Genomic DNA, 12,467 nt, shown 5'->3' on the forward strand with positions numbered 1-12,467 from the left:
CTGCAATTTTCGGATAGGAACACCCATGAATTTCTTCAAGAAACTCTTCGGTTCAGCGAAAACCCCTGAAATCCAAAACGACCAGCCCGCGCCGCAATCCTCCGAACTTGGCGACCTGACCGAGGCTGAAGCAGCCAATCTGGCCGTCCGGGAAGCCGGCGCAGCGTGCCTGGATCGTCATTGGAGCGCTGTCGGCACGGTCGAGCGGGATGTTCTTTCCTACTTGATCAGTCCGACCTTTTCCGGCGGCCCGTACTGGCCTTCGACCCGCCAGGCCTACCGCGTGGTGCGCCGTGGCGACGCGATCATTCTCGCCACCGAAGGTCTGTCCGATCCATTCGATGATACGGAAGGAATGGGCAACGGCTTCGAAATGGAACTGTTCGTCGAAACCGCGGATATCCCCGAGCACGCTTATGGCCCGGTGGGAGAGGTCGACCCTTTCAAACGCAGTTGGGCATTCGAGCTGGTGGAACACGTCGCCAAGACGGTGGCTGACGCGGGTGGCATCACCCACCAACTCGACCAGCACGGGGCGCTATCCCTTGAACTGCCCGGGCTGAGCCAATCGCACCACATGAGCGATCAACTGCCCAAACTCTTCGTGACCGATGACGACTCCACCGGCGTTCTGCTCGGCGCCCCGGCGCCGGATTTCCCTACCCAACTGGATGACATGCCCTTGTCCCCGGTCAGGTTGGTACCGGTGGTCTTGATCACCGCGGCGGAGCTGGAGTACGTGCGTTCAGGGGGGCGAACGGCTAGGGAGGATCTGGTGAGCCGGTTGAAGGCGGCGGGCGTTGGGCATATGAGCAGTCTGCATCGGGCGAGTGTGGTGTGAGGCCGGAGGGGGGCGGCCAAAAAACCAACCTCAGTGAACGGTCGCTTGTAAGATCGATTGATACCGTGTCCCATCCAATACCCTTTCGAGACACCAATGACTGACTACCGCGGACTCATCCTCGAAGACACTCGTGAAGGCGCCACCGACCTTGCCATCGCGCAATTGGAAGCCAGCCTGGGGGCCCGTTTGCCCGACGACTATCGCCAGTTCCTAAAAACCTGCAACGGCGCCTACCTGGAATACGATGTGCTGGCCACGCTCGCCAATGGCGATGAGGAGTTGCTCAGTTTTTCACTGTATGGGCTGGATCCGGACAAAGAGTATGAATCCAACCCCTTCGAGCTGGAGCAACTGCGGGCGCAGCCCGGCTTCCCTGCGACGGAATTATTGCCGATCGGGCGCGACGGCGGCGCGAGTATCTTGCTGCTGGACCTGCGGGAAGGGCGCCAGGACGTGGCGGCGATGGTGGCGGGCTTACCGGCCTGGACCGGGCGCCGTCAGCAGGGCGATGAGTATGTGGTGCTGGCGGATTCTTTCAATGGCTATCTGGATTCGTTGCATTTATCGGAAGAGCGGATCGAGGAGCATATCAATCACTTCATCATCAGCCCTGAAAGTGTTGAGGCGACGTTGGAGTGGCTGGATAAAGGAAGTCCGGGGTGGCGGGAGCGGTATCGGGAGTTGTGGAATGCGAGGGTTGTGGATCGGTTGATTTGAAGGGCTGATCAGATGGCTGGATCCCGCTTTCCCGAATGACGCCAGTCTTCAGTCGAGACGGTCGATGGCGCGTGCAAGATTGGCCCGTGCCTGCTGCTCGAATGCGTCGAAGTACGGTGCAGTCGTATAGATGCGCCCACGTGCCAGAAAACCTTCAAGGACCTGGCGGCGCTTTTGGCGGTACACAGGCAGAGGTACAAACGAGTACTCGCGGCGAATTTGTTGGTCGTACTCCTCGAACCGCTCGAACGCTGCCCCAAGGATCGCCAGATCCGTGTCCACCAGCACCGCTTCGTCTGCCGACGCCGGAGCGGCGTCGTGCCGCGTCACCATCACCAGCTCGTAAAGCCTGCGTCGCGTTTCATCGCCCAGGCCACTGTCGCGTGCCACGTCATCCAACCATTGGGCACTGCGCAGCTCGTTGTCGCTGCGAACAGGGTCGTAGATCGCATCATGGAACCATAGCGCGAGGTCGACTTCGGCGGGGGCCGGGCAGACCGCGTTGACGAATCGGCGCACCTGAAGGCATTCCTGCAGATGCTGGAGGGTGTGGTACGCGCGATGCGGCTCGCCGTAGCGTCGAATGAGTGCTTCGTACGTCTCTTGTGACGCGCATCCGACGCCAAGCTCCGCCCAGACCCGAGCCCAGGCAGCGAAACCCGTAGCATCAGCCACGTCGAGGTCGCCGTGTGTGCTGGCCGGCAACAGCGCACTCCCTTCTGGCGAGTCCGTCATCGTCTCTCCTGCGCTTCAAAAATGAAAAAGGGCATGCCCTTTTGAATTACTGGGCATCGCCCGCTGGCGCCTCGTCGGCATCGTCCGGTGGCGCCCCGTAAGGTACACCAATCTCGACCCGGTCCGCCTTTACCCAACCGGTGTAGTCGTCGCCACTCTTGGCGATGAAGTTCACTTCCAGCCATGATTCGTCTTCAAGGCTGGCGTAAACGGTGAGAGAGTCGCCGGGTATTACGAAAATCTTTTTATTGGCACAGGCTTCATCCGGCGCTTCGTGAAAATGCAGGCGTCCGGTGCCGATGACCTTGCCTTGCACCGACGGATGAAACTCAGGCACGGTGCCAGAGATCTTTTCTGCCAGGGCAGAACAGTTGACAGCGGCCTGGCTCAGGCTGCTGAAAAGGCACAGGCATAACACGCTTGAACGCAGATACATCTTGGCGAATCCGTTTGGGATGGAGGCGTAGGATAGTTAAGTCGGAAACTATTGGGAAAGAGACATCCTACAGTGCTCACGCGCTCACGTGGCTTTCCTGGATATCTCCCTGGGTATTACCAGCCCATTTGCAAACTTTTTGACCCGCGCATATGACTGCGGCTAGAGGGCTACTGCTGTAGGCCTGGCGTTTGTCGTGGCAGTCGGGCTGCTAATGAGCACCCGCCCGGCGCGAGCGGCGGGATTAGCCACCAACGCTTTGCGGCAGCGACACCAGCTCAATCTGGGTGCCCCACGGTGCTTGAAAATAGAACCAACGAACGCCGTCCGTGTTGGTGATGGGTTCGTTGAGAATGGTCACATTCAGACGCTTGAGGGTCGCTAGGCTGCCGTCAATATCGGCGGTGCGCAAGGCCACATGGCTGGCTCCGGCGTCGTCGCCGTGGGGTTGGACCTGATTGATCTCGGAGCCTTGGTATTGGAACAACTCCAGCTTCGCACCGCCATCCATTTGCAGCATCACAAAGCGTTGCAGCTCGCTGGAGCCATGCCAGCGGAATTGGCTTTTCCACTGATCCGGGATCGTTCCAGGGCTGATATCCGAGATCACCCGTGCACCCATCAGCGCGGAGAAAAAGCGGGTAGCGGTGTCGATATCCGGCACATTGATGCCGACATGGTCGATGGCTGAAACCTGAAGCGGTGCGGCTGAGTGGGTCGCCGCCTGAGTAGCGGCAGTCAGGGTCACGCTGGCGGCCAGCAATACCGATTGCAATGGGTTCACAATCTGTTCCTCTTGAGATGGGTTGGCGGGCGACCGTGGCAGTCGCCCGCTGGGTGGTCAGATTTGCGCCTGGCCGCCGTCAACAAACAGCTCGATACCGTTGACGAAGCTGGCGTCATCCGAGGCCAGGAACAACGCGGCGCTGGCAATTTCATCCGCTTCACCGACACGCCCCATGGGGATCAGCGATGCCATGTAGTCGAGCAAGCCCTGCTGCTGAGCGGCATCGGGGCCGGCCAATTCAACCAGGCCAGGAGTGCGGGTGGCGCCGGGGCTAATGGTGTTGATACGTACCTGGCGGTCTTTCAAATCCAGAATCCAGTTGCGTGCAAATGAGCGCACGGCGGCCTTGGACGCGGCGTACACACTAAAGGCGGCGGTGCCCGAGCTGCCCGCCGTGGAGCCGGTGAGAATCACCGAGGCTTTTGGGGCCAGCAGCGGCAGCGCCTTTTGCACGGTGAACAGCACGCCTTTTACGTTGCGATTGAAGGTGTCGTCGTACTGCTGTTCCGTGATGTCACCGAGCGGCAGCATGGAGCCGCCACCCGCATTGGCGAACAGCACATCGATTCGACCGTGGGTCGCGCCAATCTGGCGATACAACGCGTCCAACTGATCGAGGTTGGCTGAGTCCACCCGCACGCCGGTGGCGTTGCCAACAGCGGTGACAGCGGCGTCCAGTTCGGCTTGGCGACGGCCCGTGATATAGACATGGGCGCCTTCCTGAGCGAAGCGTTTGGCAGTGGCCAGACCGATGCCCGTACTGCCGCCGGTCACCAATGCAATTTTGCCTTCGAGTTTGTTAGCCATGGTGTTTCTCCCGTATTTCGATTGAGTGAGTTGCGGTGTGGGAGAAGCTTATCGACGGGGCAAAACTTTCAAAATAGAATTGTCTGAAACCTATCGTTGCAGAAATGAAATGAGCAAGCTTCCAGATTTCGAAGGGTTGGCGATGTTTGCCAAGGTGGCCGAAGAAGGATCGTTCGCCGGCGCGGCGCGCGTCATGAGCGTGTCGGTGCCAACGGTATCGCGGGCGGTCGCGCGCCTGGAGGAGCGCCTGGGCGGGCGCTTGTTCAACCGCACTTCGCGGCAACTGGCACTCACCGAATTCGGCGCGAGCATGGCGGCCAAGGCTGGGGAGATTTATCGGCAGGCTGAAGAGGTGGAAAGCGAGGCTCAGGAGTTATCGGTCCAGCCCCGCGGCCAAGTACGCCTTGCGATCCCCATGTCGTTTGGCCTGCGTTGGGTGGCACCGCTGATGCCGCAGTTGATGCGGCAGTATCCCGAGCTGTCGATTGACCTGCACCTTTCAGACGCCTCGGTAGACCTGATCGCCGAGGGCTTTGATGCGGCATTACGCATTGCCGTATTGCCGGACTCCTCGCTGGTTGCGCGGCGTCTCTGCGCGGTCACCCAATACCTGGTCGCTTCACCGGCTTATCTGGATGCCCATGGCCACCCTGGCCATCCCCGCGAACTGGCAGTCCGCACGTGCCTGAGTTATGCCTACCGAGCCCGCAGCCAAGTATGGCGGTTCACCCACAATGACGGCACGGAAGAAGACGTCGTGCCCAGCGGCCCGTTAAGAGTAACCAATTCGGATGCGTTATTGCCGGTGTTGCTTGAAGGCTTGGCTATCGCCGAACTGCCGGAGTTTATTGCCAGCGAATACTTGGCAGATGGGCGCTTGGTCGTGGTGCTACCGGAATGGAGCATGACCCGTGGTGGCCTGTATTTCGTCACCCCCTCGGCCCGCACACGGCCGGTAAAAATCAAAGCGCTGTCGGACTTCTTCGCCGAGCATTTAAGCGAGCCCGTATGGCGATGGCCGTCATAAGACGATGGGGGCAGCTCTTTCAATTATGAAATGATGACTTTCATTAACTGCTATTTTTGAAAACTGGTGGATGCCTTAACGTGGTTTGGTCGGCACAACACAGCGTGCCATCCAATTATTCGTTTCGGGAGAAAGTCGTCATGAAAAATGCCGTGGAATTACTTCAACAGTACTTGGATGCCATCCAGACGCCTTACTTGGCAGCCGCCCTGTTCGCCGAGGACGGTGTGCTGGAACTGCCCTACCTGGAGTCGCTCGGCATCCCACACAGCGTGAAGGGGCCTGCGGCGATCGAGGGTTTTATCGGCTCATTGCTCGGCAAAGTGCCGGATTTCAAATTCCGTAATGTGCGCTTTTTGATCGATACCCCCGATCAAGTGTTTGCCGAATACAGCGTAGAGGCCCTGGTGCCTGCCACAGGCCGCATCTACCGGCAGATGTACGCAGGCCGCCTGGTGGCCAAAGACGGCAAAATCCAGCTGCTGCGCGAATCCATGGATACCGTTGCCGCTGCCAAAGCGTTCGCGCTGGTTGAGCCGGCGTAAGGCTATTGAACCGCGACACCAAAATTCGTGGCTGGAACCGCTTCTACCTGAAAACCAAACGCCCTTGTGGGAAAGGCTTTAGCTTCAATTCTTTTCCTGATGCGCAAACCATGGCCGACTGTTTCAACAGGATCGGCCGATATCAGCTATCCAGCTCTGATCCCAAGCCAACGATCCGAGAGATTGTATGGGCGCAAAAATGGCTACTCCGGCGTTTTTGTCGAACCGCTTCAAGTCAGCAGCACCCGATTACAAACGACCTTCTTTATAACCCGATGACTGCGCCAAAAACTCTGCAATCAGCGATGCAACCTGCTGCTGAATCACCCCCCGAGCACGACCGCCATTACCATCCCGACAAATGATCCCATCCCCCGGCACTTCCTCTTCAAGCATTTCCTGCGCACCAGGCTTGCATACCGACATGAAACTGAAATGGCTCGCATCGCTGATCTCGATGTAACGGCTGGACGCCGGGGGCAGGCGCTTGGCCAGGTTGGCAGATTCCAACTCGGCGGGAAGTTCTTGCGACGGTACACCGGCAGCGATCACCAGGGTGGGGACAGGCAGCGTGGCCAGGCTTTTATCGGTCAGGCCCCGTGAAAGGCCCAGGTCCAATGTCACCACCGCAGTAACACGTTTATCGCGCCAATCGGCGGCCAGTTCGGTCTTTGCTTCTGAGGTGCTGGCGGGGTTCATCTGTTCGTAAACCGTGCAGCTGGATAACTGCGAATGGGCTTTGCAGTCCTGGGTGAAGCGCTCTGGGTCGAAGCGAGCGCCGGCGATCTCCAGGGCGGTCCAGCCGCCGAGTGAATGGCCCACGGCTGCAATTCGATCATTGGCGACCCGGCCAAATTTTTCAGGTTGAGTCGTGACCGCATCGATGGCTCGGCGCAGGTCGACGGGGCGCTGCCATAACTGCGCCGCTGCCTGGGGGCTGCGGTCATGGGTGGTGCTGCCGGGGTGGTTGATGGCGGCGACGATATAACCCTTCTGGGCCAAGGCGCTGGCCAACCAAATCTGGTTGCTCCAGTTACCCCTGTAGCCGTGGGAGAGCACCACCAATGGATGTTCACCGGCAGTTGGCGGCGCATTACGCACGGCGGACGCGCCGACAAACACCGCGTTGTCGGCGATCAGTTTCGGGGCTGCGGTGGTTGCGCTTGGGTACCAGACGACCATTTCCAGTGCGCGGCCATTGTGTGGCTCCGGCAGGGTGGAAGATTGAAAACCGATGGAGGGGGCGTCAGCCAATGCGGTCGTTGTCAGGCAGGCCAACAACAGGGTGCCGAAAGCTGTTTTCAATGTTGTTTCTTCCTTGAATGGGGTTCTCAAAAAGCACGGGCATTAAAGCTCAGATTCGAACCGTTGCGCACAACTTTCATCGACCCAAAAAACTAGCCCTCGAAAGTAAACGCCGCAGGGGCGAATCGCTCGCGGGTGTCCATGCGAATATTGCGCAGCGCCACGGTTTCCAGGTGTGACGCGTAGAGCGATTCCGCGAAATAGCTGATCAGGATGGAGCGACGGCGTGCGCCGATCGCGTTCAGGCTGCCCGCGTGCACCAGGTCGACATCGAACACCAGGATGTCACCGGCGTCGCCTGAAAGCTGTACAGCGCGTGACTCGTCATTGAAGTCGAAGGGGGGCGCATCCGGCTCGGAGCGATGGCTGCCGGGGACGATCCGTGTCGCGCCGTTCTCGGGGCCATAATCGTCGAAGAATGCCAGGGCGATGGCGATGTCGCCTGGTCGTTGGGCCGACAGATCGCGGTGCAGGGGTTGCTGGCCGCCACCGGCAAGAGGCTCGCGGCCTTCCACTTGGGAGAGGAAGAATTGCTCGCCGATCAATTCACCTGCCACGGCCAGTAGCCGGGGTAGACGACACACGGCCTGAATCCTCGAATCATCGTCCAGCATCGAATAGCGCCAGTCCATGCCACGGGGCACTGGCCATTGATCCGACGGCCGCACGCCTGCATCGAACACGCAGCGTAAGTCAGCCAGCCACTCGTTCGGGATCGCTCGACGGAGCAGGGCGTAGCCGTTTTGGTGGAGTTGTTTGCGGTCAGCCATGGTTCGTCCTTGGGCGGGTATCTGGAAGGCTAGTCTGTAAACCAAAGTGGGACCACCCGACACTGGAAAACGGAGGCGACAGAGACAATCCCGGAATGTTTTGCAATGATCATCCAACCACCATCCAAGAAAAGGACTTCACCGATGAAGCGTTTGCTCGCCTGCACCCTCCTGACACTGGCCGTCGTCGGTTACGCCAAGGCCGATCAGAGCACTTTCGAAGAAACGAACTCGTGCTCGGAAGACATCGATTGCCAAGGCGATTTCATCTGCAAAAACGGCCAATGCGACAGCCCCCAACTCCAGCGAAGCCCTGTTGCAAAAACCACCGCCAAGACTCAAGCCGCACCTCCCGCGCCGCCGGGCGTTGCCTATCAACCGCTGCCCGTCAATACCGAGCGTGCCGGACCTTTCACGACTCGGACTGAGGCGATGGCAACTGCGCTGAATTACCAATCGCGAGCGGGTGTGATGAACGTCATGGAATCCATCGTCGAGCAGGCCGAGTACACCGGTTATGTGACGATTGAAAAGGCTTACACGTTTGGCCCGAGCAAGTATGTGCTGGTGGTTTCCACAGGCGAAGGAGGCAATGCTTGCCCGGCGTCCACCTATGTATTCAGTTTCGACACCCAGGCCGAGCGTGTTGATGGCAAGCGTGAAGTGGAGGGGTGTTCTGAGTTGGTCGAGGCCATGGCGGAAGGGAACAAGCTCCTGGTCAAGAAAGAGGGCGGTGCGACTGTTGTTTATAACGGGACTGTCGAGTAGTTCAGGTCGACGATGCACCCGTGGCGAAGGAGCTTGCTCCCGCTTGAGTGCGCAGCGCTCATAAAAGGGGCCGCTGCGCAGCCCAGCTGCGCAACCCAGCGGGAGCAAGCTCCCTCGCCACAGGTTGTCGGCGGGCAGGCTTATAGGGTGGTACCTACCGGTGCCGCATCCAATCTTCGGGCAATCACATCCATCACGTCGCACCCATCGCGCAGTGGGATGCAGCACAGTTGTGCGAGGTCCTGAAGGGTTGCGGGATCGATGGTCAATTCATCACGCATCGCCAGGTTCTCCAGGAATTGGGTGGCGGCACGGATTCGGTAGGCGGCTGAGTCGAGCAGGATGTGTAGCGGGGCGGTGGTATCGACGTAGAGGGGTTGGTCGTCGGCGTTGCTGGTAAGGCTCATGTATCGGTTCATATCAATTCCTTGTGTCATGAATGAACTGCCACACTCTGTCGCCAAACAAAGGGTGACAGCTGTACGCAGGTTGGCGAACCGGAGACACAAGGAGCCGGCAGACCCGAAGGTCTCCCGCGCACAGCTGCCATAAAGCAGTTTCTGTGAGCACGAGTGTGCTTCTACCACAGCAGAAAGCACCGTTGCACTTGTATCAATCGAGTCGCCAAACCCGGTCGCCATCTGGGCGACGCCAAACCTATAGACGTCACTGCAAAAAATACGCAAGGGATTGATAGCGAAGGGGTTTCCCAATCATATGTAGGACGTTGCCATCGTCGTAAGCATCCGAGCTGTATGTCTTACAACTTGGCAGTCTCTTCACCTACATCAAGCCCATTCCCAACGATATGTAAGACATTTCTGTAGCCTAACCCCCGATTTCCGCCCTTCACCCCCCATTTGCCCCCCGACGCCTCCCACAATCCAATCGCGCATTCCTATCCAGCGCGGGATAATACGGCCCTGCCTGGGGTCACAAGCGTTTCCCCCCTCGTTGGTATTGGCGTCTCAGAAGGATCGAACGCAATGACAGATTGGCTTCAGAGCTCTGGAGAAATGGCTGAACGGGTTCGGCGCCATCCTTGGGAGGGCACGCCGCTCGGGCCGCCTTCGCAGTGGCCTGATGTGCTGAAGACCACCGTGGCGCTGAGCCTCGCCTCGCATTTTCCCCAGGCCATTGTGTGGGGCCCGGACCTGATCACGTTGTACAACGATGCGTTCCTGACGATCCTTGGCAGCAAACCCGAGGCGCTGGGGCGGCGGTTCGATGAGGTATGGCGGGAGGTCTGGAACGATATCGGGCCGATCGTGCGCGCGGCCTTCGATGGGCAAGCCACTTATATAGAGAACTTCCCCCTGGTCATCGAGCGCGGCGGCGGTCCTGAGCAGGCTTATTTCACGTTCTGCTACAGCCCCATCCGTGACCAGTTCGGCACAGTGGTGGGCATGTTGGATACGGTCACCGAAACCACGTCCACGGTGTTCATGACCCAACGGCTGGCCGTGCTGGATGCCATCGGCAATGCCGTGGCCAACGCCACCGACCCACAGGCCATCATGGCGACCACCACGCGGATTCTGGCGGCGCACTTGAATCTGTCCAATTGTGCCTACGCGGACATGGATGAAGACGAGGACGGTTTCACCATTCGCGGTGATTGGGCCAGGGCCGGTTCGCCTCACATTCTTGGGCATTATCGGTTGGCTGATTTCGGGCGGCTGGCTGTCACCAACCTGCGGGCCGGCAAGCCGTTGGTGATCAACGATAACCTCAAGGAACTGGCGCCGGAGGAAGCGGCGACGTTCCAGGCCATTGGCATCGCGGCCACCATTTGCGTGCCATTGATCAAGGGCGGGCGCTTGACCGCGCTGATGGCCATTCACGACAAAACGCCGCGGGTCTGGTCATCCAACGATCTGGCGTTGCTGATGGAAGTCACCGAGCGCTCCTGGGCCCACATTGAGCGCGCCCGTGCCGACGCTGCCGTGCGCGAAGGCCTGGCGGCCCTGGCCGAATTGAACGCGACGCTGGAAGAACGGGTCGAGGAGCGCACCACGCGCTTGAAACAGACCGAAGCGGCGCTGCGCCAGTCGCAAAAACTCGAAGCCATCGGCCAGCTCACCGGTGGCGTGGCCCATGACTTCAACAACCTGCTGACGATTATCCGTTCTTCGGTGGACTTCCTGCGCATGCCCAACTTGTCCGAAGAGCGCCGGCAACGCTACATGACGGCGGTTTCGGAAACGGTGGAGCGCGCCTCCAAGTTGACCAGCCAGTTGCTCGCGTTTGCCCGGCGCCAGCCGTTGAAGCCAGAAGTCATCGATGTGGGCAAGCAAGTGCTGAGCCTGGGGGACATGCTGCAAACCGTCACCGGGGCGCGGATCCAGGTCAACGTCGAGTTGTGCGATCGGCCCTGTTACATCCGCGCGGACCTGAGCCAGTTCGAGACGGCGTTGATCAACATGGCCCTCAATGCCCGGGATGCCATGAACGGCCAGGGCACGTTGTGGCTTCGGCTCAGTTGCGGCGGTGGCATACCGCCGATCCGTGGTCATGCCGGGGCCGGGCAATCCTTTGCCGCCATTGCCTTGGCTGACACCGGCACCGGTATTGACTCGCAAGTGCTCGAGCACATCTTCGAACCCTTCTTCACCACCAAGGAAGTGGGCAAGGGCACGGGGCTGGGCTTGTCCCAGGTGTTCGGTTTTGCCAAGCAGTCCGGTGGCAACGTCGATGTTTCGACCGTGGTGGGCGAGGGCACGGTGTTCACGTTGTACCTTCCGGAAGTGGCGCCCGAGCAAAACCATGAGCCGGTCAGGGAAGAAGTCGCGCACCTGGTGCTGGAAAAGGGCAAGCGCCGGGTGTTGATCGTGGAAGACAACCTGGAGGTAGGGCGTTTTGCCAACCAGATCCTCCAGGACCTGGGCTACGAAACCGCCTGGGCGACCAACGCCGAAGAAGCGCTGGAAATGGTCGGGCCGGATGCGATGGCATTCGACGCGGTATTTTCCGACGTGGTGATGCCAGGCATCGGCGGTATCGCCTTGGCCCGGGAACTGCGCCAGCGTCGCCCGGATCTGCCAGTGGTGCTTACTTCCGGCTACAGCGAAGAGTTGGCCCACAGTGGTCATGAAGGCTTTGAGTTCTTGTCCAAGCCCTATTCGGCCGACCAGGTTTCCCGGGTTTTGAACCGGACGATACTGGGCGCTGAATGAGTGTTTCCTTTCTGAAACAGTGAGTTCCACTCGTCGGCAAAGGGCTTTGTTGAATTAGCAGTCTGTTGATGACCGACTAGTCTCAATGTCGTGAAGGTCGATATTGTCAGGCAACCGGTTGTTGCCGGTATGGACCTGAATGAGAGGGGAAGGCAATGGGAGCATCGTACAGCGAGGAGCACGGAGCCGCGTATCCGATCAATGAAGGATTGCAATGTGGTCAGTCGACCTACCATGCAGACTTTGGCGACGAGCCGATCAAGTCCATCAGGACGAAGGTGGCCAAAGTGCAGCGAGGTGAGAAAGCCAAGTTCTTGCCCAGGGTTCCGGTCAAGAAATGACAGGCTTCCCACGCTGGCTGCGTAGGAGCTGTCGAGTGCAACGAGGCTGCGATCTTTCCCTATCGATTGAATCCAAAGCGAACGATAAAAGATCGCAACCTTCGGCAGCTCCCACAGGGGGCATCCGATCCTTGCGAAAATATTTTTCATCTTTTCTCAACCGTCGGTTTCTTTCACGTTTCTTTCACAAGCAGGTACGTACTCTCAGC

The 12,467-nt window shown here is 59.2% G+C and carries 13 protein-coding genes; 6 read left to right on the forward strand and 7 right to left on the reverse strand.

Going from position 1 to position 12,467, the window contains the following annotated elements; genetic code table 11:
* Positions 1–25: 25 nt before the first annotated feature.
* Complete coding sequence (locus tag BLQ55_RS19150) at positions 26–841, forward strand: suppressor of fused domain protein (RefSeq protein ID WP_092255897.1); 816 nt, start codon at positions 26–28, stop codon at positions 839–841.
* Positions 842–937: 96 nt separating this feature from the next.
* The gene (locus BLQ55_RS19155) at positions 938–1,561 is read left to right on the forward strand and encodes an SMI1/KNR4 family protein (protein WP_092255898.1); all 624 of its coding nucleotides are present in this window, start codon (positions 938–940) and stop codon (positions 1,559–1,561) included.
* Positions 1,562–1,609: 48 nt separating this feature from the next.
* Here BLQ55_RS19155 and BLQ55_RS19160 read toward each other — a convergent pair whose 3' ends face one another.
* The 4 genes from BLQ55_RS19160 to BLQ55_RS19175 form a co-directional block, all read right to left on the reverse strand.
* Positions 1,610–2,296, reverse strand: coding sequence for an HD domain-containing protein (locus BLQ55_RS19160; protein ID WP_092255901.1), 687 nt, complete (start codon positions 2,294–2,296; stop codon positions 1,610–1,612).
* A gap of 46 nt (positions 2,297–2,342) precedes the next feature.
* The gene (locus BLQ55_RS19165) at positions 2,343–2,732 is read right to left on the reverse strand and encodes a hypothetical protein (protein ID WP_092255904.1); all 390 of its coding nucleotides are present in this window, start codon (positions 2,730–2,732) and stop codon (positions 2,343–2,345) included.
* Positions 2,733–2,976: 244 nt separating this feature from the next.
* The gene (locus BLQ55_RS19170; protein WP_092255907.1) at positions 2,977–3,516 is read right to left on the reverse strand and encodes a VOC family protein; all 540 of its coding nucleotides are present in this window, start codon (positions 3,514–3,516) and stop codon (positions 2,977–2,979) included.
* Between the two features lie 57 nt (positions 3,517–3,573).
* Positions 3,574–4,326, reverse strand: a complete 753-nt coding sequence (locus tag BLQ55_RS19175; protein ID WP_092204698.1) for an SDR family NAD(P)-dependent oxidoreductase — start codon at positions 4,324–4,326, stop codon at positions 3,574–3,576.
* Between the two features lie 109 nt (positions 4,327–4,435).
* On the opposite strand from BLQ55_RS19175, the gene BLQ55_RS19180 reads away from it, so the two are divergent.
* Together BLQ55_RS19180 and BLQ55_RS19185 are read left to right on the forward strand one after the other, a co-directional pair.
* On the forward strand, positions 4,436–5,353 hold the full coding sequence (locus tag BLQ55_RS19180; RefSeq protein WP_092255910.1) for a LysR family transcriptional regulator: 918 nt from the start codon (positions 4,436–4,438) through the stop codon (positions 5,351–5,353).
* Between the two features lie 140 nt (positions 5,354–5,493).
* Positions 5,494–5,898, forward strand: coding sequence for a nuclear transport factor 2 family protein (locus tag BLQ55_RS19185; protein ID WP_092255913.1), 405 nt, complete (start codon positions 5,494–5,496; stop codon positions 5,896–5,898).
* A gap of 249 nt (positions 5,899–6,147) precedes the next feature.
* Here the strand turns inward: BLQ55_RS19185 and BLQ55_RS19190 are convergent, their stop codons facing one another.
* Together BLQ55_RS19190 and BLQ55_RS19195 are read right to left on the reverse strand one after the other, a co-directional pair.
* Entirely contained in the window at positions 6,148–7,203 is a 1,056-nt protein-coding gene (locus BLQ55_RS19190) for an alpha/beta hydrolase family protein (protein ID WP_092255916.1), read from the reverse strand.
* Between the two features lie 92 nt (positions 7,204–7,295).
* Positions 7,296–7,973, reverse strand: a complete 678-nt coding sequence (locus tag BLQ55_RS19195; protein ID WP_092204701.1) for a phytanoyl-CoA dioxygenase family protein — start codon at positions 7,971–7,973, stop codon at positions 7,296–7,298.
* Positions 7,974–8,117: 144 nt separating this feature from the next.
* Between BLQ55_RS19195 and BLQ55_RS19200 the strand changes: the two genes are divergently transcribed.
* Positions 8,118–8,741 (forward strand): hypothetical protein, encoded by a 624-nt coding sequence (locus BLQ55_RS19200; protein ID WP_092255918.1) that lies wholly within the window; start codon positions 8,118–8,120, stop codon positions 8,739–8,741.
* A gap of 140 nt (positions 8,742–8,881) precedes the next feature.
* On the opposite strand, the gene BLQ55_RS19205 is transcribed toward BLQ55_RS19200, so the two are convergent.
* Positions 8,882–9,160 carry a short-chain dehydrogenase gene (locus tag BLQ55_RS19205; protein WP_092204703.1) on the reverse strand — a complete coding sequence of 93 codons (279 nt, stop codon included), beginning with the start codon at positions 9,158–9,160 and terminating at the stop codon, positions 8,882–8,884.
* A gap of 567 nt (positions 9,161–9,727) precedes the next feature.
* Between BLQ55_RS19205 and BLQ55_RS19210 the strand changes: the two genes are divergently transcribed.
* Complete coding sequence (locus BLQ55_RS19210) at positions 9,728–11,917, forward strand: GAF domain-containing hybrid sensor histidine kinase/response regulator (protein WP_092255921.1); 2,190 nt, start codon at positions 9,728–9,730, stop codon at positions 11,915–11,917.
* The last annotated feature ends 550 nt before the right edge of the window (positions 11,918–12,467 follow it).

Origin of the sequence: Pseudomonas sp. NFACC13-1 (genome assembly GCF_900104425.1) — a bacterium.
In the GTDB taxonomy this organism is placed as follows: Bacteria; Pseudomonadota; Gammaproteobacteria; order Pseudomonadales; family Pseudomonadaceae; genus Aquipseudomonas; species Aquipseudomonas fluorescens_AA.

What these genes read in the sequence shown, in the direction of transcription:
- BLQ55_RS19205 (WP_092204703.1), bottom strand. Translation starts at nt 9,160, where the DNA reads ATGAACCGATACATGAGCCTTACCAGCAACGCCGACGACCAACCCCTC.
- BLQ55_RS19160 (WP_092255901.1), bottom strand. Translation starts at nt 2,296, where the DNA reads ATGACGGACTCGCCAGAAGGGAGTGCGCTGTTGCCGGCCAGCACACAC.
- BLQ55_RS19185 (WP_092255913.1), top strand. Translation starts at nt 5,494, where the DNA reads ATGAAAAATGCCGTGGAATTACTTCAACAGTACTTGGATGCCATCCAG.
- BLQ55_RS19165 (WP_092255904.1), bottom strand. Translation starts at nt 2,732, where the DNA reads ATGTATCTGCGTTCAAGCGTGTTATGCCTGTGCCTTTTCAGCAGCCTG.
- BLQ55_RS19200 (WP_092255918.1), top strand. Translation starts at nt 8,118, where the DNA reads ATGAAGCGTTTGCTCGCCTGCACCCTCCTGACACTGGCCGTCGTCGGT.
- BLQ55_RS19195 (WP_092204701.1), bottom strand. Translation starts at nt 7,973, where the DNA reads ATGGCTGACCGCAAACAACTCCACCAAAACGGCTACGCCCTGCTCCGT.
- BLQ55_RS19175 (WP_092204698.1), bottom strand. Translation starts at nt 4,326, where the DNA reads ATGGCTAACAAACTCGAAGGCAAAATTGCATTGGTGACCGGCGGCAGT.
- BLQ55_RS19180 (WP_092255910.1), top strand. Translation starts at nt 4,436, where the DNA reads ATGAGCAAGCTTCCAGATTTCGAAGGGTTGGCGATGTTTGCCAAGGTG.
- BLQ55_RS19155 (WP_092255898.1), top strand. Translation starts at nt 938, where the DNA reads ATGACTGACTACCGCGGACTCATCCTCGAAGACACTCGTGAAGGCGCC.
- BLQ55_RS19150 (WP_092255897.1), top strand. Translation starts at nt 26, where the DNA reads ATGAATTTCTTCAAGAAACTCTTCGGTTCAGCGAAAACCCCTGAAATC.
- BLQ55_RS19210 (WP_092255921.1), top strand. Translation starts at nt 9,728, where the DNA reads ATGACAGATTGGCTTCAGAGCTCTGGAGAAATGGCTGAACGGGTTCGG.